The 22,117-nt window shown below is 73.6% G+C and carries 16 protein-coding genes; 5 read left to right on the top strand and 11 right to left on the bottom strand.

Features of this window, described 5'->3' with window-relative positions; translation table 11 throughout:
- Positions 1-166: 166 nt before the first annotated feature.
- Entirely contained in the window at positions 167-1,759 is a 1,593-nt protein-coding gene (locus tag ACFVX9_RS29685) for a PucR family transcriptional regulator (protein ID WP_380340180.1), read from the bottom strand.
- 451 nt (positions 1,760-2,210) lie between these two features.
- On the opposite strand from ACFVX9_RS29685, the gene ACFVX9_RS29680 reads away from it, so the two are divergent.
- The 5 genes from ACFVX9_RS29680 (at position 2,211) to ACFVX9_RS29660 (ending at position 9,334) form a co-directional block, all read left to right on the top strand.
- Positions 2,211-3,098 (top strand): FAD binding domain-containing protein, encoded by an 888-nt coding sequence (locus ACFVX9_RS29680; protein WP_387984446.1) that lies wholly within the window; start codon positions 2,211-2,213, stop codon positions 3,096-3,098.
- On the top strand, positions 3,095-3,583 hold the full coding sequence (locus ACFVX9_RS29675) for a (2Fe-2S)-binding protein (protein WP_063350020.1): 489 nt from the start codon (positions 3,095-3,097) through the stop codon (positions 3,581-3,583). Before ACFVX9_RS29680 ends, ACFVX9_RS29675 begins: the two co-directional genes overlap by 4 nt.
- Entirely contained in the window at positions 3,580-5,949 is a 2,370-nt protein-coding gene (gene pucD, locus ACFVX9_RS29670; RefSeq protein WP_063350019.1) for a xanthine dehydrogenase subunit D, read from the top strand. The genes ACFVX9_RS29675 and pucD overlap by 4 nt, the downstream gene beginning before the upstream one ends.
- A gap of 336 nt (positions 5,950-6,285) precedes the next feature.
- Positions 6,286-7,773, top strand: a complete 1,488-nt coding sequence (locus ACFVX9_RS29665; RefSeq protein ID WP_387984444.1) for an NCS2 family permease — start codon at positions 6,286-6,288, stop codon at positions 7,771-7,773.
- Between the two features lie 268 nt (positions 7,774-8,041).
- The gene (locus tag ACFVX9_RS29660; protein WP_387984442.1) at positions 8,042-9,334 is read left to right on the top strand and encodes an XdhC family protein; all 1,293 of its coding nucleotides are present in this window, start codon (positions 8,042-8,044) and stop codon (positions 9,332-9,334) included.
- Positions 9,335-9,343: 9 nt separating this feature from the next.
- Here ACFVX9_RS29660 and ACFVX9_RS29655 read toward each other — a convergent pair whose 3' ends face one another.
- The 10 genes from ACFVX9_RS29655 to ACFVX9_RS29610 all read right to left on the bottom strand — a co-directional run bounded on the left by ACFVX9_RS29655 (position 9,344) and on the right by ACFVX9_RS29610 (position 21,951).
- Positions 9,344-9,964 carry a LysE family translocator gene (locus ACFVX9_RS29655; RefSeq protein ID WP_380378530.1) on the bottom strand — a complete coding sequence of 207 codons (621 nt, stop codon included), beginning with the start codon at positions 9,962-9,964 and terminating at the stop codon, positions 9,344-9,346.
- Positions 9,965-10,079: 115 nt separating this feature from the next.
- Positions 10,080-11,909: an SDR family oxidoreductase gene (locus ACFVX9_RS29650; RefSeq protein ID WP_387984441.1), complete on the bottom strand. Its 1,830-nt coding sequence runs from the start codon at positions 11,907-11,909 to the stop codon at positions 10,080-10,082.
- The gene (locus ACFVX9_RS29645; RefSeq protein ID WP_380479424.1) at positions 11,906-12,769 is read right to left on the bottom strand and encodes a M24 family metallopeptidase; all 864 of its coding nucleotides are present in this window, start codon (positions 12,767-12,769) and stop codon (positions 11,906-11,908) included. The genes ACFVX9_RS29650 and ACFVX9_RS29645 overlap by 4 nt, the downstream gene beginning before the upstream one ends.
- A gap of 27 nt (positions 12,770-12,796) precedes the next feature.
- Entirely contained in the window at positions 12,797-13,882 is a 1,086-nt protein-coding gene (locus ACFVX9_RS29640) for a PDR/VanB family oxidoreductase (RefSeq protein ID WP_387984439.1), read from the bottom strand.
- A gap of 123 nt (positions 13,883-14,005) precedes the next feature.
- Entirely contained in the window at positions 14,006-14,923 is a 918-nt protein-coding gene (locus tag ACFVX9_RS29635) for a metal-dependent hydrolase (RefSeq protein ID WP_387984438.1), read from the bottom strand.
- A 272-nt stretch (positions 14,924-15,195) separates the two neighbouring features.
- Positions 15,196-15,975, bottom strand: a complete 780-nt coding sequence (locus tag ACFVX9_RS29630; RefSeq protein ID WP_063350013.1) for an IclR family transcriptional regulator — start codon at positions 15,973-15,975, stop codon at positions 15,196-15,198.
- 325 nt (positions 15,976-16,300) lie between these two features.
- Positions 16,301-17,761 carry a catalase gene (locus ACFVX9_RS29625; RefSeq protein ID WP_387984437.1) on the bottom strand — a complete coding sequence of 487 codons (1,461 nt, stop codon included), beginning with the start codon at positions 17,759-17,761 and terminating at the stop codon, positions 16,301-16,303.
- Positions 17,762-17,884: 123 nt separating this feature from the next.
- Positions 17,885-19,144, bottom strand: coding sequence for an allantoicase (gene alc, locus ACFVX9_RS29620; RefSeq protein WP_380378536.1), 1,260 nt, complete (start codon positions 19,142-19,144; stop codon positions 17,885-17,887).
- Between the two features lie 9 nt (positions 19,145-19,153).
- Complete coding sequence (allB, locus tag ACFVX9_RS29615) at positions 19,154-20,557, bottom strand: allantoinase AllB (RefSeq protein ID WP_063350011.1); 1,404 nt, start codon at positions 20,555-20,557, stop codon at positions 19,154-19,156.
- Between the two features lie 251 nt (positions 20,558-20,808).
- Positions 20,809-21,951 carry a glycerate kinase gene (locus ACFVX9_RS29610; protein ID WP_380479438.1) on the bottom strand — a complete coding sequence of 381 codons (1,143 nt, stop codon included), beginning with the start codon at positions 21,949-21,951 and terminating at the stop codon, positions 20,809-20,811.
- Positions 21,952-22,117: the final 166 nt, after the last annotated feature.

The following is a 22,117-nucleotide window of genomic DNA, read 5'->3' as shown; positions in this document are numbered from 1 at the left end:
ACGTTTTGGGGGGGGTGACTGTGTTCCTCCAGAAGAGGTATCCCCAGGGAGGAAAGCTGGGGAGGGGGGCCCCACGGGGGTTTTTCGTGTCGGGCCCTCCTGCATGAGGCACGGCTCTCAGGCCCGGCCGTCCGGTCCAACCCCCGGGCCCGGCCGTCCCGACCCGTCAGGCCAGTTCGAGCGCCAGGTAGAAGTCCACCCGGTCCTCCAGCCGGGAGAGGTCACGGCCGGTCAGCTCCTCGATCCGGCCGATCCGGTAGCGCAGGGTGTTGACGTGGACGTGCAGCTGCGCGGCGCAGCGCGTCCAGGAGCCGTCCGAGCGCAGGAACGCCTCCAGGGTGCGGACCAGGTCCGCCTGGTGCTCGATGTCGTACGCGATCACCTTGTCCAGCAGCCGGCTGCGGAAGGCGCGGCGGACCTCGTCCGGGACGGCCGCCAGCAGCAGCACGTGCGAGGCCAGCTCCTCGGGGCCCGCCACGCAGACCCGGCCGACCCGGGCGGCGGCGATCCGGCGGGCGTGCCGGGCCTCCTCCAGGGCGCCGCGCAGGCCGCCGGCCTCGGAGGCGGGGGCGGAGACGCCGAGGGTGATCCGGCCCTCCGAGCCGAGGCCCGCCTCCAGCGGGGCGAGCAGGTCGCGCAGGGTCTCGGCGGGCACCGGGCCGTCCAGGGCGGGCAGCACCACGACGGCGCCGGAGCCGGCCCCGGCGACCAGCGCGCGGTCGGTGGTGCCGCCCAGCGCCTCCTCCAGGACGGCGCGCACCACGCCCTCGGGCAGGCCGGTGCCCTCGGCGCTGAGCACCAGCCAGGACCCGTCCTGGGCCTGGGGTTTGGGCTCGACGCTCTCGTAGCGGGCGGCCATCGCCGTGGAGGCGTACAGGGTGCGGCTGATCTCGGCCGGGTCGGCGTCGCGCTGGAGCAGGGCCAGCACCTCGTCGGCGAGGCGGCGGCGCAGCCGGCGGCCCTCGTCGCGGCGGTGGCGCTCGGCGGCGACCAGCCGGGCCAGGTTCTCGGCGAGCTGCTGGCGCTTGGCGGTCCACTCGGTGACGTCGCCGGCCACCGCGAGCACCCAGTCGGCCAGCGGCGCCTGGTGGTCGGCCGAGGCCGGGGCGGGCAGCAGCGAGTAGGAGCCGCCGGCCAGGCGGGCCCGGTGCGGGGGGCGGCGGCGCTGGCGCTGGGCGCCGAGGTGGGCGCGGACCAGCTGGTCGCGGTCCTCGGCCGGGAGGCGGTCGGCGGGGCCGGCGATCACCGCGCCGGTGGGGGTGAGCACCCAGCAGTCGAGGTCGAGGTCGCCGCCGAGCAGGTCCAGCACCGCGTCCAGCCCGCCGCCGCCGGCCGCCGAGACCAGCAGGCGGTGCCGGTCGACGAGGGCGGCGAGGTCGGCGGCGCGGTCGGCGGAGACCTGGCGGCCGATGAACTCGGTGACGGTGCCGAAGGCGATGTCGTCGGGGACGGCCAGCAGCGGCATCCGGTGCCGCCGGCAGGCCTCCACCAGGTCCTCGGGCACCGGGCCGACCTCGGCCTCGCCGGCCGCCAGGGCGACCGCGCCGCCGGCCACGATGGTCCGCACGAACCGCTCGGAGTCGGCCGGGGCGGTGCGCCACAGCATGCCGGTGAGCACCAGCTCGCCGCCGTGCAGGTAGCGGCCGGGGTCGTGCAGGTCCGTGGTCATGACGCCGCTGACCTGCCGGTCCAGCTCGTCCTCGGCCGCGAGCAGGCGCAGTCGCGGGGCGCCGGGGGCGAGCAGGTCACGGACACGCATCCGCGGACTCCTAACGGGGCTGAGGGTGGGATGGGGCTGAGGGGGTGGGCCGAACGGGGGAGGCCCGAGCGTTCGGTCGGGGGTCACAGTGTGCCCGAACATCCGTACTTGTCGTCACGTCCGGGCGGGCGACCGGATCACGGGCCCGTCGCTTGCGAATCACGGCCGGATTACGGTCGTAGGTAGCACCTGGTGAACACCTGGGCTGCGCATTCCTCTCCTTAGAGGAACGTACAGGATGCCGGGCGGGAGCACAGCCGGGGCTTCATGCCATCGGTGACTGCCTGTGGGCCCCGTCGCGGCGGTTCACTGGGCGACACGCCGCCGGACGCAGCCCGGTGACCGGGGCCCGACGCGGAGGCGACGAAGCGGTTGGTTGAGAGGTCCGAACACCGAGTTCCGGGCACTGTGCCCACCCGTCCGGCAGGCGACGACTTGAGGAGACACCCGCATGGAGTTCCTTCGGCCCGCTACCTGGGACGAGGCACTCGCGGCGAAGGCCGAGTACCCGACCGCACTGCCCATCGCGGGCGGTACGGACGTCATGGTCGAGCTGAACTTCGACGTGCACCGGCCATCCGCGATTCTCGATCTGAACCGCATCACCGAGCTCACCCAGTGGTCGAACGACGGCGGCGTCGTCAGGCTCGGCGCCTCCGTCCCCTACTCCCGGATCATCGACGAGCTGTCCGGGCCGCTGCCCGGGCTGGCACTGGCGGCCCACACCGTCGGCTCCCCGCAGATCCGCAACCGCGGCGGCGTCGGCGGCAACCTCGGCGCGGCCTCCCCGGCCGGCGACTCCCACCCGGCGCTGCTGGCGGCCGGCCGGGACGTCCTGGTCGAGGCCGCCTCCGTGCGCGGCACCCGGCTGATCCCGATCGACGACTTCTACGTCGGCGTGAAGCGCAACAGCCTGGAGGCCGACGAGCTGATCCGGGCCGTGCGCATCCCGGTGGCGGACGGCCCGCAGCAGTTCTCGAAGATCGGCACCCGCAACGCCATGGTGATCGCGGTCTGCGCCTTCGGTTTCGCCCTCCACCCGAAGAACGGCACCGTCGGCACCGGCATCGGCTCGGCCGCCCCCACGCCGCGCCGCGCCGTCGAGGCCGAGGAGTACCTGGAGGGCGTGCTCGCCGAGCGCGGCCTCTGGGAGTCCGGCGACCTGCTGGGCGCCGAGGTGGTCCAGCGCTTCGGCGAGCTGGTCAAGGCGGCCGCCTCGCCGATCGACGACGTCCGGGGCACCGCCGACTACCGCCGGCACGCGCTGGCCGTGATGGCCCGCCGCACCCTCACCTGGACCTGGAACGACTACAGCAAGCAGATCAGGAGCGCGGCATGAGGGTGACTTTCACCGCCAACGGCAAGCCGGTCGAGGCGGACGACGTCTGGGAGGGCGAGAGCCTCCTGTACGTGCTGCGCGAGCGGGTCGGCCTGCCGGGCTCCAAGAACGCCTGCGAGCAGGGCGAGTGCGGCTCCTGCACGGTCTACCTGGACGGCGTGCCGGTCTGCAGCTGCCTGGTCGCGGCCGGCCAGGTGCAGGACCGCGAGGTGCGCACGGTCGAGGGGCTGACCGACGAGAACGGCGAACTCGGCCTCGTCCAGCAGGCGTTCATCGACGCCGGCGCCGTCCAGTGCGGCTTCTGCACCCCCGGCCTGCTGGTGCAGACCGACGCGCTGCTGGAGCGGGACGCCCAGCCGAGCGACAACGACATCCGCGAGGCGCTGTCGGGCAACCTCTGCCGCTGCACCGGCTACGAGAAGATCATGGACGCGGTGCGGCTGGCGTCCGCCCGCACGTGCGCCGGAAAGGCCGTTTCGCAATGACCACCCGCACCATCCAGGGGCAGAAGAACCTCCAGGACATCCGGCAGGCCAGCAAGGACGGCATCGGCGGCTCACCGCTGCGCCCGGACGGCCACCTCAAGGTCAAGGGCGAGTTCGCGTACTCCTCCGACATGTGGCACGAGGACATGCTCTGGGGCACGGCGCTGCGCTCGCCGCACCCGCGCGCCACCATCCTGTCGGTGGACATCTCCGAGGCGCTCAAGGTGCCCGGCGTCTACGCCGTCCTCACCCACCAGGACATCCCCGGCGCGAAGTACTACGGCCTGGAGATCCAGGACCAGCCGGCCCTGGCCATCGACAAGGTCCGCTACCACGGCGAGGCGATCGCCCTGGTCGCGGCCGACCACCCGGAGACCGCCCGCCGCGCGGTGAAGAAGATCAAGGTCGAGTACGAGGTGCTCACCCCGATCGTCACCGAGGAGCAGTGCCTCGACCCCGCCACCCACGGCTACGTGCACGAGCCGCACGAGTACAAGTCGCACGGGTACGGCAACATCTGCCACGAGCAGCGGCTGGTCTCCGGCCTCGGCGTCACCGACGAGGTCCGCGCGCTCGCGGACGTCGTCGTCAGCGGCGACTACGAGGTCGGCATGCAGGACCAGGCCTTCCTCGGCCCCGAGTCCGGCCTCGCGGTGCCCGCCGAGGACGGCGGCATCGACCTCTACATCGCCACCCAGTGGCTGCACGTCGACCGCCAGCAGATGGCCCCGGTGCTCGACCTGCCCGAGGAGAAGGTCCGGCTCACCCTGGCCGGCGTCGGCGGCGCCTTCGGCGGCCGCGAGGACCTGTCGATGCAGATCCACGCCTGCCTGCTGGCCCAGCACACCGGCAAGCCCGTCAAGATCGTCTACGCCCGCGACGAGTCCTTCTTCGGCCACGTGCACCGCCACCCCGCCAGGATGCACTACGAGCACGGCGCCACCCGCGACGGCAAGCTGGTCTTCGCCGACTGCCGGATCGTGCTGGACGGCGGCGCGTACGCCTCCGCCTCGCCCGCCGTGGTCGGCAACGCGGCCTCGCTCGGGCACGGCCCGTACGTGATCCCGAACGTACGGATGCACGCCATCGCGCTCTACAGCAACAACCCGTCCTGCGGCGCCATGCGCGGCTTCGGCGCCGTCCAGGCCGCGTTCGGCTACGAGTCGCAGATGGACAAGCTGGCCGCCGAACTCGGCATGGACCCGGTCGAGTTGAGGCAGCTCAACGCCATGTCGGAGGGCGACCGCATGCCCACCGGCCAGCAGATCGACTCGCCCGCCCCGGTCGCCGAACTGCTGCGGCGCGCCAAGGAGATGCCGCTGCCGCCGCCGCTGGACACCGAGCACCCGGACGTGCGCCAGCTCCCCGGGGCGCTGTCCAACACCTCGCACGGCGAGGGCATCGTGCGCGGCGTCGGCTACTCGGTCGGCATCAAGAACGTCGGCTTCTCCGAAGGCTTCGACGACTACTCCACCGCCCGGGTGCGCCTGGAGGTGATCGGCGGCGAGCCCGTCGCCATGGTGCACACCGCGATGGCGGAGGTCGGCCAGGGCGGCGTCACCGTGCACGCCCAGATCGCCCGCACCGAGCTGGGCGTCGAACTGGTCACCATCCACCCGGCCAACACCGAGGTCGGATCGGCCGGATCGACCTCCGCCTCGCGCCAGACGTACATGACCGGCGGGGCCGTGAAGCTGGCCGCCGAGGCGGTCAGGCGGGCGCTGATCGAGAAGGGCCGCCGCCGCTACGGCTGGACCCACGGCGACATCACGCTGATCGCCGGGAAGGTCGTCTCGGAGAGCGCCGGCGTGCTGGTCCCCATGGTCGACCTGCTCGGCGAGGAGGCCATCGACCTCACCCGCGAACACCACCACCGCCCGACCGTCCCCTTCGACAAGGAGACCGGGCAGGGCTTCGGCCACGTCCAGTACACCTTCTGCGCCAACCGCGCGGTGGTCGACGTGGACGTCGAACTGGGCCTGGTCAAGGTCGTCGAGCTCACCGCCGTCCAGGACGTCGGCAAGGCGCTCAACCCGCTCTCCGTCGTCGGCCAGATCCAGGGCGGCTGCACCCAGGCGCTCGGCCTCGCCGTGATGGAGGAGATCATCGTGCGGGACGGGAAGGTGCGCAACGCCTCCTTCACCGACTACCTGATCCCCACCATCCTCGACACCCCGCCGATCCCGGTGGAGATCCTCGAACTCCCCGACCCGCACGCCCCGTACGGGCTGCGCGGCGTCGGCGAGGCCCCGACCGTCTCGGCGACGCCGTCGATCGTGGCAGCCATCCGCAACGCCACCGGCCTGGCCCTCAACCGGATCCCGGTCCGGCCCGAGCACCTGACCACGGAGGCCCCCGGAGCCTGACGCCCCCGGAGCCCGCAAGCTCCCCCGGGCTTCGGGCCCCGGGGGAGCACGGCCGGGGTGCAGGAGAACCTCCCCGGGGCGGCGACCGTCTTCCGCGCCGCCCCGGGGCCGCTCCACCGCGCCACCCCCACTCGCGTGCACCACCCACCGGCACGCGAGCGCACCATCCCGCTGCCTCTCCCACGCCGGGGTTCTGCAGCGGTGCGCACCACCCACGCACCGCAGGCACCGCCACAGTGCGCCCAGTGAGTCGAGCAGTCCCCCTGCGCCAACCTCGTTGACTGGCAGTCAGGTCGGCTCGCCCACCCCAACCCCCTTTGACACTTGGGAGTGGACATGACCCAGATCCCCACGGAACACAGCCCCACAGAAGAAAGACCCACCGAGGACGACACCGCCGCGCCCGCCCCCGCCCCGGCCCCCGCTCCGAAGAACGCACTGGACGCGTACTTCAAGATCACGGCCCGGGGATCGACCTTCGGCAACGAGATCCGCGGCGGCCTCACCACCTTCATGGCGATGGCCTACATCGTGCTGCTCAACCCGATCATCCTGAGCGGCGCCGACGTCAACGGCCTCGAGCTGGACCACGCGCAGCTCACCACCGCGACCGCGCTCGCCGCCGCCGTCACCACGATCCTGATGGGCGTGGTCGGCAACGTCCCCCTGGCGGTCGCCGCCGGGCTCTCGGTCTCCGGCGTGATATCCGCGCTGGTGGTGCCGCACACCACCTGGCCCCAGGCCATGGGCCTGTGCGTGATCTACGGCCTGCTGATCGTCCTGCTGGTCGTGTCCGGGCTCCGCGAGAAGATCATGAACGGCATCCCGCTGCCGCTCAAGCACGCCATCACCATCGGCATCGGCCTCTTCGTCTCACTGATCGGCCTGGTCAAGGCCGGCTTCGTGCACACCGGCGGCCCCACGCCGCTCGCGCTCGGCCCCTTCGGCGAGCTGGCCGGCTGGCCCGTCCTGGTCTTCTGCCTCACCGTGCTGACGATCTTCGTCCTGCTGGCCCGCAACGTCCGCGGCGCGATCCTGATCGGCATCGCCGGCGGCACCGTGGCGGCCTTCGTCATCAACGCGGTCGCCGACCTCCCCGCGAAGACCTGGGTCAGCTCCGCCCCGGTGTGGCCGGGCAGTCCGGTCTCCGCGCCCGACTTCGGCCTCTTCGGCCACGTCGACCTCTTCGGTGCCTTCGGCAGCCGCGGCCTGGGCGCCATCAGCGCCTCGGTCGCCGTCTTCACCCTGGTACTGGCCGGCTTCTTCGACGCGATGGCCACCATCATCGGCGTCGGCACCGAGGCCGGGCTGGCCGACAAGCAGGGCCGGATGCCCGGCCTCTCCAAGGCCCTGTTCATCGACGGGGCCGGCGGCGCCATCGGCGGCCTGTCCGGCGCCTCCGGCCAGACCGTGTTCGTCGAGTCCGCCACCGGTGTCGGCGACGGCGCCCGCACCGGCCTCGCCTCGACCGTCACCGGCGGCGTGTTCGCGCTGATGCTGTTCTTCTCGCCGCTCGCCGCGATCGTCCCGACCGAGGTGGCCTCCGCCGCCCTCGTCGTGATCGGCTCGATGATGATGAGCCAGGCCCGGCACATCGACTGGTCCGACCGCGAGGTCGCCATCCCGGCCTTCCTCACCTGCACCCTGATGCCGTTCACCTACAGCATCACCGCCGGTGTCGCCGCGGGCGTCATCTCGTACACGGTCATCAAGGCGGGCACCGGCAAGTGGCGCGAGCCCGGCCCGCTGATGTGGATCCTCACCGGGGTCTTCGTGGTCTACTTCGCGCTCACCCCGATCAAGTCCTGGCTGGGCGTGCACTAGGGGCTCTCTTTCGGATCACGTCGGATCAGCGCGCGGCGTCGGAGTGCGTGCATCGCAAGGCGGAGGAGGGAGTCCATGCGGAGTATCGGCGACCGACGACAACGCGGCGAGGTGCGTGCTCCGGCGTCGCGCGCCCGGCGTGATCCGAAAGAGAGCCCCTAGACCCTCCCGGCCGGACAGGACCTGGCCGCACCGCCGCCGTACAGGAATCGTTTCCCGTACGGCGGCACCTCCCGTCTACCCTCGCTTGTGTAAGGAGCTCCCCGACATGCAGGACATCGCCGAGCAGTTGCAGGCCTGGCACGCGGCCGGGCGCGCCTTCGCCGTGGCCACCGTCGTCGGCGTCTCCGGCAGCGCGCCCCGGGACCCGGGGGCGGCCCTGGCCGTCGACGCGGCCGGCGAGGCGATCGGCAGCGTCTCCGGGGGCTGCGTCGAGGGCGCCGTCTACGAGCTGTGCCAGGCCGCCATCGAGTCCGGCGAACCCGTGCTGGAACGGTTCGGCTACAGCGACGAGGACGCCTTCGCCGTCGGCCTGACCTGCGGCGGCGTCCTCGACGTGTTCGTCCAGCCGATCCGGCCCGGGGCCGACGACGGGCTCGACGCCGGCATCGCCTACATCGCCTCCGGCACCCCGGTCGCGCTCGCCCGGGTGATCGCCGGGCCCGGCGGACTCGTCGGCGCCACCGTCGCCGTCACCGCCGACACCCACCACGGCGCCCTCTCCCCCGCCCTCTCCCCCGCCCTCCCCCCTGCCCTCCCTCCCGCCCCCTCGACGGCCCAGCCGTCGCCCGCCGCCGCCCCTGCGGCGACGCGCCCCGCGCGACACCTCCTGACCGCGCTCGAACAGGCGGTCGTCACCGAGGCCCGGGCCATGCTCGACGCCGGACGCACCGGCCGGATCGTGCTCGGCCTCGACGGACGCCCCTGCGACGACCGCGACCAGGGCACCGTCACCTGCTTCGTCGAGTCCTACGTGCCCGCACCGCGGATGCTCGTCTTCGGCGCCATCGACTTCGCCGCCGCCGTCGTCCGGATCGGCCGCTTCCTCGGCTACCGCGTCACCGTCTGCGACGCCCGGCCCGTCTTCGCCACGAAGCAGCGCTTCCCCGAGGCCGACGAGGTCGTCGTCGACTGGCCGCACCGCTACCTCGACTCCCAGCTCGACCGGATCGACGGGCGCACCGTGCTCTGCGTGCTCACCCACGACGCCAAGTTCGACATCCCGCTGCTGGAACGCGCCCTGCGGCTGCCGGTCGGCTACGTCGGCGCGATGGGCTCGCGCCGCACCCACCGCGACCGCGAGGCGCGGCTGCGCGAGGTCGGGCTCACCGAGGCCGAGATCGGCCGGCTGCGCTCCCCCATCGGCCTCGACCTCGGCGCCCGCACCCCCGAGGAGACGGCCGTGTCCGTCGCCGCCGAGATCATCGCCCACCGGCGCGGCGGCAGCTGCCTGCCGCTCAACGCCGGGGACGGCCCGATCCACCACGAGGCACCGGACACCCCCGAGGAGCCCCGGGCGGCGCGACAGGCACGACGCACGCGACGGACGCACGCCGCCTGAGGCCGGCGGTCAGTCGCTCAGCGCCAGCTTCACGCCGAAGCCCACCACCACCGCGCCGGTCACCCGGTCCATCAGCCTCCGGGCAGCCGGGCGACGCAACCAGCCGCGCAGCGCCTGGGCGAAGCCGACCAGGACGGCCGACCACAGCACGCCCTCCACCACGTGGACGCAGGTGAGCGCCACCCCGGCGGCGAAGTGCGGGGCCCCGGCGGGGATGAACTGCGGCAGCACGGCCACGTAGAACACCCCGACCTTCGGGTTCAGCAGATTGGTCAGCGTGCCGCGCCGCCAGCCGTACCCGAAGCCGCCCTCGACCGGCTCCTCCTCGGCCGCCGCCTCCCCGCCCCGGCTGCGCAGCATGCCGACGCCCATCCACACCAGGTACGCGGCCCCGCCCCAGCGCAGCACCTCGTACGCCACCTGCGAGGCGGTCAGCAACGCCGTCACCCCGGCCGACGTCAGCGTCCCCCAGACCAGCGTCCCGGTCTGGATCCCCAGCACCACCCCCCACGCCTGACGCCGCCGCCCGAGCGCGGACGTGCGCAGCACCAGCGCGGTATCGAGCCCGGGTGTGAGCGTGAGCAGCCCCACGACGAGGGCGAAGGACCACAGAGCCGTTGTCATCTCCATGGGCCTCGATACTCTCACAGGCCCGATGGGGCCCTCGGGTCAACCTCCCGGAGCGAAGCGGGCCTGCGATATACGGGAGCAAGTCTGGCCGATACCGCAGGCCCGCATGGGCCGCTCAGGTGACGTTGAGGCGGGCTGCCAGGCGCAGGAGGCCGGGGCTGAGGCGGGAGAGGAAGCGGGCGGCCTTGGCCTCGGGGGTGACGGGGACGACCGGCTTGCCGGTGCGGACGGCGGTGAGGATGGCGGTGGCGACCTTCTCCGGGGGGAAGCCGCGGCGGGCGTAGAGCCTGGCGGCGCGGGCCTGCTTGGCGGCCTGCTGGTCGGCGGTGGTCGCGGAGAAGGTGGAGGTGCGGGTGATGTTGGTGTTGACGATGCCCGGGCAGATGGTGGAGACGCCGATGCCGTGCCCGGCGAGTTCGGCGCGCAGGCAGTCCGAGAGCATGAACACCGCGGCCTTGCTGGTCGCGTACGCGGTGAGCGCCTTGGACGGCAGGTAGGCGGCGACCGAGGAGACGTTGACCAGGTGGCCGCCGCGGCCGCGGTCGGCCATCAGCGTGCCGAAGGCTCGGCAGCCGTGGATGACGCCCCAGAGGTTGACGTCCAGGACGCGCTGCCACTCCTTCTCGGTGGTCTGCAGGAACGTCCCGGAGTGGCCGATGCCGGCGTTGTTGACCACCACGTCGGGCACCCCGTGCTCCTCCGCGACCGTCTGCGCGAAGGCGTCCACCGCCGCGCCGTCGGCGACGTCCACCCGGTAGGCGTGCGCCTGCGGGCCGAGCAGCGAGGCGAGTTCGGCGGTGCGCTCGGCGGCGGCGAGGTCGAGGTCGCAGACCACGACGCGGGCGCCGTCCTCGGCGAAGGCGAGCGCGGTGGCCCGGCCGATGCCGCTGCCGCCGCCGGTGACGACGACCAGCCGGCCGTCGCCCTGCTCCCGGGCCGGCTCGGCGGCCCCGGTCTCGATGCGGGCGGTGAACTCGCGGACCATCTCGGCCACGGTGGCTCCCTTCTCCAGCAGCGCCGACCAGTGGCCGGCGTGCAGCGTCCGTCGGGTCAGCTCGGGCACCCAGCGTTCCAGCCCCTCGGAGAGGAACGGGGCGACGTAGCGGTCCCGGGTGAGGGTGATCAGCTGGACCGGCACCTGCGTCGGCCGCTCGCGCGGACTGCGCAGCGTGGGGCGGAAGTTGGCCCGGTACAGCTCGATGCCGCGGACGGCGTCGCGGCGCAGGCCGGGCTGCGGGTGGTCGGGCCGCGGGGTGACCTGCTCCAGGTCGCGCAGCACCCGCGGCCAGGCCCGGGCCAGGCCCAGGCGCCACACGCCGGGGGCGAGGAAGGGCAGGTGGAAGGCGGTGATGTACCAGGAGTGCAGGCCCTGGTGGAGGAGTTGGCGCAGGTGGCGCGGGGTGGGCCGGCGCATCCGGTGGCGCAGCCAGTAGCCCATGTGGTCCAGGCAGGGGCCGGACATGGTGGTGTACGAGGCGATCCGCCGCTCGGAGCCGGGCTCGGTGACGGCCTCCCAGGACTGCAGCGAGCCCCAGTCGTGGGCGACCACGTGCACCGGGCGGTCGGGGCTGACGGCGTCGGCGACCGCGAACAGGTCGGCGGCCAGGTGCTCCAGCCGGTAGCCGTCCCGGGTGGCGGGTACTCCGGACTCGCCGGCGCCGCGCACGTCGTAGCGGACCACGTGGTGGTCGCGGGCGAGGTCGGCGGCGACGTCGTCCCAGACCGCGTGGGTGTCCGGGTAGCCGTGCACCAGGAGGACGGTGGGGGCGGCAGGGTCGCCCTGTTCGAAGACGGCGAGCGGGAGGCCGTCGGAGCGCACGGTGCGGCGGCGCGCGGGCGGGGCGGCCGGCGCCTTCGGGGCGTCCAGTGTCTTCGGGGCGGCTGCGGCGTCAGGGGCCTGCGAGGCAGCTGCGGCCTTCGGGGCGTCTGCGGCGGGGGTGGTCATCGGGCGGCCTCCAGGGCAACGTCGTGGGCGGCGCCCGCCGTCCAGCGGCGGACGTGCGGCAGGTCGTCGTCGAGCCAGTGGGCGTCGTCCTCGGTGACCACCAGCAGTTCCTCGAACTTGATGCCCACGCCGCGGAAGCCGATGTGCGGCTCGACCGCCCACAGGCCCGGGGTGGGCGCGTGCCGGGACGACCGGCCGTCCGCCCAGAGCGGTGAACGGCCTTGCAGGCGCTCGGAGATCAGCTCGCGCCCGAGGGTCTGCAGGGTGCGCACGCCGAAGCCGAGGACGTTGACCCCGGCCGGGCCGCGCACGGTGGTGCGGGTGACCTGATGGCCGATCACCCGGCCCGGGTAGACCTGGTGGCGGTTGTCGTAGCCGTGCGCGGCGATCTGCGCGTCCACGGCCGCGTACACCTCGTCGAGCGGACGGCGGGCGCGCACCTCGGCGAGGATCAGCTCGCGGTACACCTGGAGGTCGGCGGCCAGGCGGTCCCAGACCCGGTTCTCACCGACCTTGCCGCCGTAGCCGATGTCGGCGGTGTAGCCGTCGACGATGGGCGCGCAGTCCAGGACGTACGGCATGCCCTCCTCCAGGCGGCGGTTGCCGGCGAAGAACTGGAGCGGGGTGTGGAAGTGCCGGAAGGCCGTGCGGTCGCCGAACCAGGCGAACGGGACGTGGAAGAAGTCCTGCACCCCGGCGGCGACCAGGCGGCGGCGCAGTTCGGCGGTGGCCTGGCGCTCGGTGACGCCCGGTTCGATCCAGGCGGCGACCTGTTCGGCGCAGTCGTAGGCGAGTTGCTGGGTCTCGCGGAAGCGGGCGAGGTCGCGCTCGTCGTAGGGGAAGGTCGGGGGGTTCGCCATCGGGGCTCCTTCTACAGGTCGAGCACGCTACAGGTCGAGCACCAGGGTCTCGCCCTCGGCGGCCCGGGAGACGCAGGGCAGCACGGCGCCGGCGGCACGCTGCTCGGGGGTGAGCCGGCGGTCCCGGTGCTCGGGCGTACCGGCCAGCAGGCGGACCTCGCAGGTGCCGCAGAAGCCCTGGTGGCAGGAGTACGGGAGGTCGGGGCGGGCTTCGCGCAGCACGTCCAGGGCGGAGCGGTCGGCGGGGACCTCCAGCGCCGGGCCGTCGACGCCCAGGCGCAGGGCGAAGGGCTCGCCGCCGACGACCGGGGCGGCACCGAAGCGCTCGAAGTGCAGGGCGGTGGACGGGGATTCGTCCAGGGCGCGCTGCACGGCGGTGAGCATCGGGGCCGGGCCGCAGCAGTAGACGGCGGCGCCGCGCGGGGCGTGGGCGAGCAGGTCGGCGCCGGTCGGCACGCCGTGCTCGTCGTCGGTGCGCAGCACCACCCGGCGCGGGTCGAGGGCGCGCAGCTCGTCCGCGTACGGGAGGGTGTCGGCGCTGCGGCCGACGTGCACCAGGCGCCAGTCCAGGCCGTGCCGCTGCGCCTCGCGGGCCATCGGGAGCAGCGGGGTGATGCCGATGCCGCCGGCGAGCAGCAGGACGGCGGGCTCGGCGCAGAAGGCGAAGCCGTTGCGCGGGCGGCGGGCGGTGAGGCGACTGCCGGGGTGCAGGGTGTCGTGGATCTCGACGGAGCCGCCGCCGCCCTCGGGCAGTCGCCGTATGGCGATCCGGTAGGCGGCGCGGTCGGCGGGGTCGCCGCAGAGCGAGTAGTGGCGTTCGCGGCCGGAGGGCAGGGCGAGGCGCAGGTGGGCGCCGGGCTGCCAGCCGGGGAGCGGGCCGCCGGAGGGGTCGGCGAGTCGCAATTCGACGACGTCGGAGGCGAGTTGGCGGCGGGCGGCGACGACCAGCTGGAGCGGCGGGGTGGGGCGGCTGAGCGGGCGGCGGGGGTTGCGGCGCAGCAGGGGGCTGCCGAGAGCCGGGGTGTAGCGGTCGCCGAAGGCGGTGAGCCGGCGCATGAACGCGTCGGCGCGGGGGCGGCCGTAGAGGTCGGGGGGCGGGTCGAGCAGGTCCATCCGGCGGTCCTTGGCGTCTGGGAGGGGGCGCGGGCGACGGGTGACAAGTTTCAGAGTTCAGATTTCAGATAACAGATAACGTTTTCTGTTATCTGTTATCTGAAATCTGTCGCCTGAACTCTGTCAGTGGCCCCCTGCCGCCGCGCGGGCGGCCGGGGAGGCGGCAAGGTAGCCGAGGGCCTGGCTGGAGGAGCCCTCCTGGGTGGGGTGGTAGCCGGGCCGCAGGTAGCGCAGGCCGGAGCGGATCGACCGGAGCGGGTCGGGCAGCAGGCCGCGCCTCGCGATCTTGCCGGCCTCGCGCCAGGTGGGCTTGAGCCGTCCGCCGAGGGTGGGGTCGGCGGCGAGCAGGAAGCGGGCGCCGCGCACCCAGAGGTGGACGAGCAGCGGCCCGGAGACCGCCATGCCGCGGACCCGGCGCAGGTAGCCGGGGTCGAGGTGGACCATCAGGTCGAAGGCGACGCTGCGGTGTTCGACCTCCTCGGCGCCGTGCCAGCGCAGCAGGTCGAGCATCGTCGGGTCGGCCTTGGCGCGGTCCAGGCCAGGGGAGTTGAGCGCCCAGTTGCCGAGGAAGGCGGTGAAGTGCTCGATCGCCGCCACGAAGGCGACCCGCTCGATGAGGTTCTCGCGTCGCCGCGCGGGGCTGAGCCCGGGCTTGTCGCCGAGGACGCGCTGGAACAGCCAGGCGATCTGCCGGACGTACGGGCGCGGGTCGAGCCCCTGGCCGAGCAGGTGGTCGAGGACCTCCTGGTGCGCCTCGGCGTGGATGGCCTCCTGGCCGATGAACCCGAGGACCTCCTCGCGCAGTTGCTCGTCGCGGATGAGCGGCAGCGCCTCCTTGAAAACCTTGACGAACCAGCGCTCGCCCTCGGGCAGCAGCAGGTGCAGCACGTTGATGACGTGGGTGGCCATCGGCTCGTCGGGGATCCAGTGCAGCGGCAGCCGGTCCCAGTCGAAGCGGACGTCCCGGGGTTCGAGGACGAGGCTGTCGTGGACGCGCGCGGCGGGGACGGCAAGGGCGGGTACGGGGGTTGAGCGGGGCACGGCAGGCCCTCCTGACCTCGGGGCGGCGGCTCGACTCAGGGAAACGTACTCGCGGGTAGCGGCCGGGACAAGGGGTTCGGCGACTCTTATCGACATCGAGTCTAATAAGTGACGCACTCCGGGGCCGTCACCGGAAACGCTTGCGAACGGACGCGCCCGTGAACGAACACGCCTGCGAACCGTCATGTCCGTGAACCAACACGCCCGCGGACAAACACGCGAGCCCCGCCGGATCACTCGGATCCGGCGGGGCCCACGGGAGCGACCGGCCGTCAGACCGCCATCGCCAGCATCAGCGGCGCCGCCCGGGCCGCCAGCAGTTCGGCGGCGGCCTTCAGCTTGTGCACGTTGTCCACCGGCATCGACGTGGCCAGGCAGCCGACCGTGCTGCCCGCCGTGATCGGGACGGCCGCGCACACCGTACCGAGCGCGTACTCCTGGATGTCCAGCACCGGCACGGTGGCCGGCTGCCGCTCCAGCCGGTGCATCAGCTGGTCGGCGTCGGTGACGGTCCGGGAGGTGAGCCGGGCCACCGGGTGGCGGGAGAGGTGGTCCCAGCGGGCGTCCGCGTCGAGCTGGCCGAGCAGGCACTTGCCGATCGCGCTGGCGTGCGCGGTGGCCCGGAAGTCCACCCACTCCTGCACGGCCGGCGCATACTCGGCCGCGGACACCGCCTCCACCGACAACTCGCCGTCGTGGTAGCGGGTGAAGTACACTGCCGCACCCAACTCGTCGCGCAGCTCGGCGAGTTTGCGGTTCAGCCGGGCCTTCACCAGCTGCTCCCGGTTGTGCTGGCCGAGCAGGGCGAAGGTGCCGCCGAGCACCCAACCGCCGTCCTGGCACTGGAGGTAGCCCTCGATCTCCAGGATCTCCGCGAGCTGCCGGACGGTCGGCAGGCCGAGCGAGGTCTCCCGCGCGAGGGCGACCAGGGTGGCACCGTCAGGGTGCCGGTCGACGGCCTCCAGCAGTCTGAGGGCGTGCTGCAGGGAGGTGAACGGGCCGGCGAGGCCCTGGTCCAGCGCGGCGTGGCGACCCGGGGCTGGTGTCGACATGTCGTCCCCTTCCGATGTCCCCCCACGGAGCGACCGCGGGCGCCCTCCAGCCTATCGACCCGGCGGGCCCGGCGACTGCCGTCCGTGAATATCCGTGAACATTCCGTGGAGCACCCACCGATCGCCTGGAGGAACGGTAGTGGAGGACAGCACGACGGGCCCCTCCCCCACTGCCCGCGGAGAGGAGCCCGTCCCGCGGCCGCCGGGTTGCGGGGCCCCGGCGGCCGGTGGGGGCGGGTCAGTCGGTCAGCGGGGCGTCACGCGTGGCGCGCCACGACGGGGTGGCCCAGCCCTCGTTGCACGTGGCACGCCATAGCGAGGTGGCTCAGCCCTCGTCGCCCGCCCGCAGCTTGGCGACGGCCGCCTCCAGGCGGGCGCCGTACTCCTCGTCCGCGGCGTGGAAGTGGGCGAGGTTCTTCTCGACCACGTCGTCGCGGCTCACCTGGGCGACGAAGCCCGCGATGTTGTCGATCAGCCGGGTCCTCTCGCCCGCGGACATCAGCCGGTACAGTTCGCCGGCCTGGAAGAAGTCGTCGTCCTTGGTGTGGGCCGGCGTGGTGTAGGTGCCCGTGCAGCCGTCCAGCCGGACCGGCGCGGCGAGCGCGGTGTCGGTCTGGGCGGGGCCGTCGTACGAGTTGGGCTCGTAGTTCTTGCCGCGGCCGGACTTGTTGACGGCGTGGAGGCCGTCGCGGCCGTAGTTGTCCGCCTCGGTGGCGCGCGGGGCGTTCACCGGCAGCTGGGTGTGGTTGACGCCGAGGCGGTAGCGCTGGGCGTCGGCGTAGGCGAACAGGCGGCCCTGGAGCATCTTGTCCGGGGAGGGGCCGATGCCGGGCACGAAGTTGTTCGGCGAGAACGCGGACTGCTCGACGTCGGCGAAGACGTTCTCCGGGTTCCTGTTGAGCACCAGGCGGCCGACCTTGACCAGCGGGTAGTCGGCGTGCGGCCACACCTTGGTGAGGTCGAACGGGTTGAAGCGGTAGTCCGCGGCCTCGGCCACCGGCATCAGCTGGACGTAGAGGGTCCAGGACGGGAACACGCCGCGCTCGATGGCCTGGTGCAGGTCGCGCTGGTGCGAGTCGGCGTCGGCGCCGAGCACCTCGGCGGACTGGTCGCCGTCCAGCGAGCGGATGCCCTGGTTGGTCTTGAAGTGGTACTTGACCCAGTAGGCGTCGCCCTCGGCGCTGACCCACTGGTAGGTGTGCGAGCCGTAGCCGTTCATGTGGCGGTAGGAGGCCGGGATGCCGCGGTCGCCGAACAGCCAGGTGATCTGGTGGGTCGAGGCGGGCGAGTGGGCCCAGAAGTCCCAGACGTTGTCCGCCTCCTGCACGCCGGTGTACGGGTCGCGCTTCTGCGAGTGGATGAAGTCGGGGAACTTGAGCGGGTCCTTGATGAAGAACACCGGGGTGTTGTTGCCGACCAGGTCGTAATTGCCCTGCGCGGTGTAGAACTTCAGCGCGAAGCCGCGCGGGTCGCGCACCGCGTCGCTGGAGCCCAGGTTGCCGGCCACGGTGGAGAACCGCAGGAAGACCTCGGTGCGCTTGCCGACCTCGGCGAGGAAGTCCGCGCGGGTGTACTGCGACACCTCGTCGGTGACCTCGAAGTAGCCGTACGCACCGGAGCCGCGGGCGTGCACGACGCGCTCCGGGATGCGCTCGCGGTTGAAGCGGGCCAGCTTCTCCAGCAGCTGCTGGTCCTGGATCAGCAGCGGGCCGTACTCGCCGGCCGAGGCCGAGTTCTGGTTGTCGGCGACCGGGGCGCCGGACTCCGTGGTCAGGATCTTGGACATGGAGGGGTCCTTCAGGTGTCGATAAAATCGGTGCGTGGAGAGTGATGTGACGTGTCGTCAGTTTCTCGGCGCGCGCAGGGCTCCGCCGGATCGCCGAACGGGCGCCGGATCGCCGAACGGGCGTCAGGCGCCCAGCAGGCGCCACACCGCCGAGCGGCGGCGGGAGGAGTGCTCGCCGTCGAGGCCGTCGGCGGGCCGGAGCGCGGCGACGGCGCCGGCGGCCGCGGCCTGGTCCGCCAGCGGGCGGGCGGCGGTCAGCGCGGCGGCCTCGTCGGCGGTCAGGCCGGCCTCGGTGAGGGCCGCGGCGGCCTCGGCGGCCGGGACGGCGTTGAACCAGCGCAGCGCGAGGGCCGCGCGGCCGGCCTCGGTGAGGCGCCCGGTGAGCCGGAGGCGGGCGAGGCCGCCGTCCGGGTGGACGTTGATGCGCACGTGGGTCACCGGGCGGCCGGCGTCGAGCCGGAAGCGGTGCCGGGTGTCGGGCTGCAGGCGGGTGCGGGGCAGGATCTCGAACCATTCGCCGTCGGCCGGGTCCGCCCCGGTCGAGGCGTCGAAGCCGACGAGGTCGGCCCAGCCGGGGGCATTGGCGACGAAGTGGGTGGTGTCCACCTCGGCGGCCAGGGCCTCACCGCCCCCGGCCAGGGCGATCTGCACCCAGTCGTTGGCCTTGTCGCGCCGACGCCGGGTCTCCCAGCCCTCGCCCATGACGGAGGCGCGACCGGGAGCGTTCAGGTTGTGCGGGGAGGAGAAGTAGCGGTCGGACGCCGCCTCGGCCACGCCGCCGTACTCCTGGGCGGCCAGGTCGAAGGTGAGGCCGTCCAGTTCGCGCGGGTCGGGCAGCACCTCGCCGTGGACGCGCAGCCGGGCGACGCCGCCGTCCGGGAAGATGTTGAGGCGGATGTGGGTGTAGCGGTTGGCGTCCTCGACGGCGAACTCGTGGGCGGTGTCGCCCTGGAGCGGGGTGCGCGGCACCAGCGTGGTCCACTCGGCGTCCGCCACTTCCTCGGGCGAGGGGTGGCCGGGCACGGAGGCGGCCTCGACGGAGGCGCTCTCCGGGTAGTTGCCGGTGAAGTGGGCGGTGTCCACGACCAGGCCGCGGACCACACCGCCGGCGCCGAGCCGGACGATCGCCCAGTCGTGGTCCTGGTCGGTGGGGTGGGGCTGGTCGGCGGAGACGCCGCGGCGGCGCTTGGACTCCCAGCCGTCCATGATCTGGCCCTTGTGGCCGAAGGTGTGCGGGCGGAACTCGGCGGGCTTGGCGACCAGGAGGTTCTCGGCGTCGGCGAAGGTGTCCTCGTTGGTGGCGACGACGCCCGCGCCGAGCAGCCGCGAGGCCAGGTTGACCAGCTCGGTGAAGGGAGCGCTCGGGGTGTCGGCAGTGGTCACGAAGTCTCCTCAGGACGGGCGATCGGACGGGGTGGTGGGGGCGGCGGCGGGCCGGGTGAGCGGGCGGCCGAAGGGCTCGGCCGAGACGTCCACCGCGCGGCCGCGCAGCCAGGTGGTGCGGACCGCGCCGGTCAGCGTCCGGCCCGCGTACGGGGTCACGGGGTTGCGGTGGTGCAACTCGCGGGGGTGGACGGCGAATTCGCCGTCGGGGTCGAAGGCGACCAGGTCGGCGTCGCAGCCCGCCGCGATGGCGCCCTTGACCCCGGTGAGGCCGGCGAGTTCGGCCGGTCCGGCGGACATCCAGCGGACCACGTCGGCGAGGCCGTGGCCGCGGCGGCGGGCCTCGGTCCAGATCGCCGGCAGGCCCAGTTGCAGGGAGGCGATGCCGCCCCAGGCGGCCGCGAAGTCACCGCTGCCGCCGTACTCGGGCAGCAGCTTGAGGTCGGGGGTGGAGGGCGAGTGGTCGGAGACGACGGCGATGAACTCGCCGTCCGCCAGGGCCTGCCAGAGCAGGTCGCGGTTGGTCTCGTCCCGGATCGGCGGGCAGCACTTGAAGGCGGTGTCGCCGTCCGGCACCTGCTCGGCCGCCAGGGTCAGGTAGTGCGGGCAGGTCTCGGCGGTGACCTGGACGCCGTCCTCGCGGGCCTGGCGCAGCAGCGGCAGCACGGCGGCGGAGGAGACGTGCAGGATGTGGACGCGGGCGCCGGTGCGCCGGGCGGTGTCGAGCAGGACGGCGACAGCGGCGGTCTCCGCGTCGGCGGGGCGGGAGGCGAGGAAGTCGCGGTAGTGGACGCCGGGTTGCTGCGGGGCGGCGGCCAGCACGGCCGGGTCCTCGGCGTGGATGATCGCCAGCGCCCCGAGCCGGGCCTGCTCGGCCAGCGCGGCCTCCAGGTCCGCGGCCTCGACGTGCGGGAACTCGTCGACGCCGGAGGGGGCGAGGAAGCTCTTGAAGCCGAACACGCCGGCCTCGTGCAGCGGCGCGAGGTCCGGGACGTTGCCGGGGACGGCGCCGCCCCAGAAACCGAGGTCGACCCAGGCCTGGCCGTCCGCGGCCTTCCGCTTGGCGGCCAGGCCGTCCAGCGTGGTGGTGGGCGGGACGGAGTTGAGCGGCATGTCGATGATCGTGGTGACGCCGCCGGCCGCGGCGGCCCGGGTGGCGGTGGCGAAGCCCTCCCACTCGGTGCGGCCGGGCTCGTTGACGTGCACGTGGGTGTCGACCAGGCCGGGCAGCAGGGCGGTGTCGCCGAGGTCGGCGAGGCCGCCGTCGCCGTCGGGTCGGTCGCCCGCGAGGAGCGAGCCGTACGCGGCGACCTGCTCGATCTTCCCGTCCCGGATCAGCACGTCGGCGGGGCGCTCCCCGTCGGGCAGGACCACCCGTCGGGAGCGGATCACCGCTGGCTGGCTGAAAGGCATGGGAGACCTCCGAAACCTGGAAGTTGGGGGTGGGCGCCGGGCAGGAACCGGGCTTGAACCGGGCAGGGAACCGGGCGGGAACCGGGCGGGGAAGCGAAGGATTGCCGGGAGCCTAGGCCCGCCTTCAACAAAACGTCAATGGAGGAACGTACGAGGGAAACGTACGGGGGATCCGCACGCCCCATCGGCATGAGGGATCGGCCCGACCGATCGGCGTGCGGGACCGGGGTGCGGCGGATCGGCACGAGGGATCAGCCGGCCAGCAGCTCGCCCGCCAGCCGCTCCCCCGCGACCTCGGCCAGCTCGCCGGCCTTGGTCATGCTGTCCCCCGGCCGCTCGGCGAGGTCGGTGAGGGCGATCGCGGCGGTGAACCCGGCGGCCCGCCACTCGGGCTCGGACAGCTCCAGCCGCCCCGCCACGGCAGCTACCCGAACCCCCGCCCGGGCGGCCGCCGCGGCAACGCCGGCGGGGGCCTTGCCGTGGAGCGTCTGCGCGTCCAGACAGCCCTCGCCGGTCACGACGAGGCGTGCCCCACGCACGGCCTCGTCGAAACCCAGCAGTTCGAGCAGCAGCTCGATACCGGGTCGCATGGTGGCGCCGAGCAGCGCGAGGGCGGCGAAGCCCACCCCGCCGGCGGCCCCGGCGCCGGGGGCGTCGCGCACGTCCCGTCCGGTGGCCAGGGCGACCTGGTCGGCGAAGCGGGTCAGGCCCTCCTCCAGGATCACCAGGTCGTCGCCGTCGGCGCCCTTCTGCGGGCCGTAGACGGCGGTGGCGCCGCGCGGGCCGAGCAGCGGGTTGTCCACGTCGCAGGCCACGACGATCTCGACGCCGGCCAGCACGTCGGCCAGCGGGCCGGGCTCGATCCGGTCGAGCCTGCGCAACGCGGCTCCGCCGGGGGGCAGTTCGGCGCCCTCCGCGTCGAGCAGGCGGGCCCCGAGGGCCTGGACCATGCCCGCGCCGCCGTCGGTGCAGGCGCTGCCGCCGAGGCCGAGCACGATCCGTTTGGCGCCGAGCGCCACGGCCCGGCCGATCAGCTGGCCGACGCCGTAGGAGCCGGCCGCGAGCGGGGCGGTGCGGCCGCCGGGGAGCCGGGCGAGACCGGAGGACTGCGCGAGCTCGACCACGGCGGTGTCCTCCCGCACGGCCAGCGCGGCGTCCACCGGCAGGCCGGTCGGGCCGGCCACCTTGGCCGGGACGCGGGTGAAGCCGGCCGCGAGCGCGGCGGCCAGGGTGCCCTCGCCGCCGTCGGCGACGGGCAGTTCGCGCACCTCGACGCCGGGCGCGGCGCGCCGGACGCCGGCGGCGATCCGGGCGGCGACCTCGGCGCCCTCCAGGGTGCCCTTGAACTTGTCGGGAGCTACGACCACATGGCCCTGGTGGGGGGTGACGGGCATGGTGCGGTCCTCACTTCCGTACGGGGTCTGGCGATGTTTCGACAGCCTGTGCCAAGCATGGGCCCGGGTGCACCTGGGGTGCGACCCCCCGTCAGGAGAAACGTCCCCGCTCGGGAGACTCGGGAGATACGCCCCCGGTCAGGAGATACGCCTCCCGCCGGGAGGG

The sequence above is a fragment of the Kitasatospora sp. NPDC058243 genome (genome assembly GCF_042882025.1).
Taxonomy (GTDB): Bacteria; Actinomycetota; Actinomycetes; order Streptomycetales; family Streptomycetaceae; genus Kitasatospora.
The sequence above is the reverse complement of the archived record's forward strand: the minus strand, read 5'-3'. Positions and strand labels throughout refer to the sequence as shown.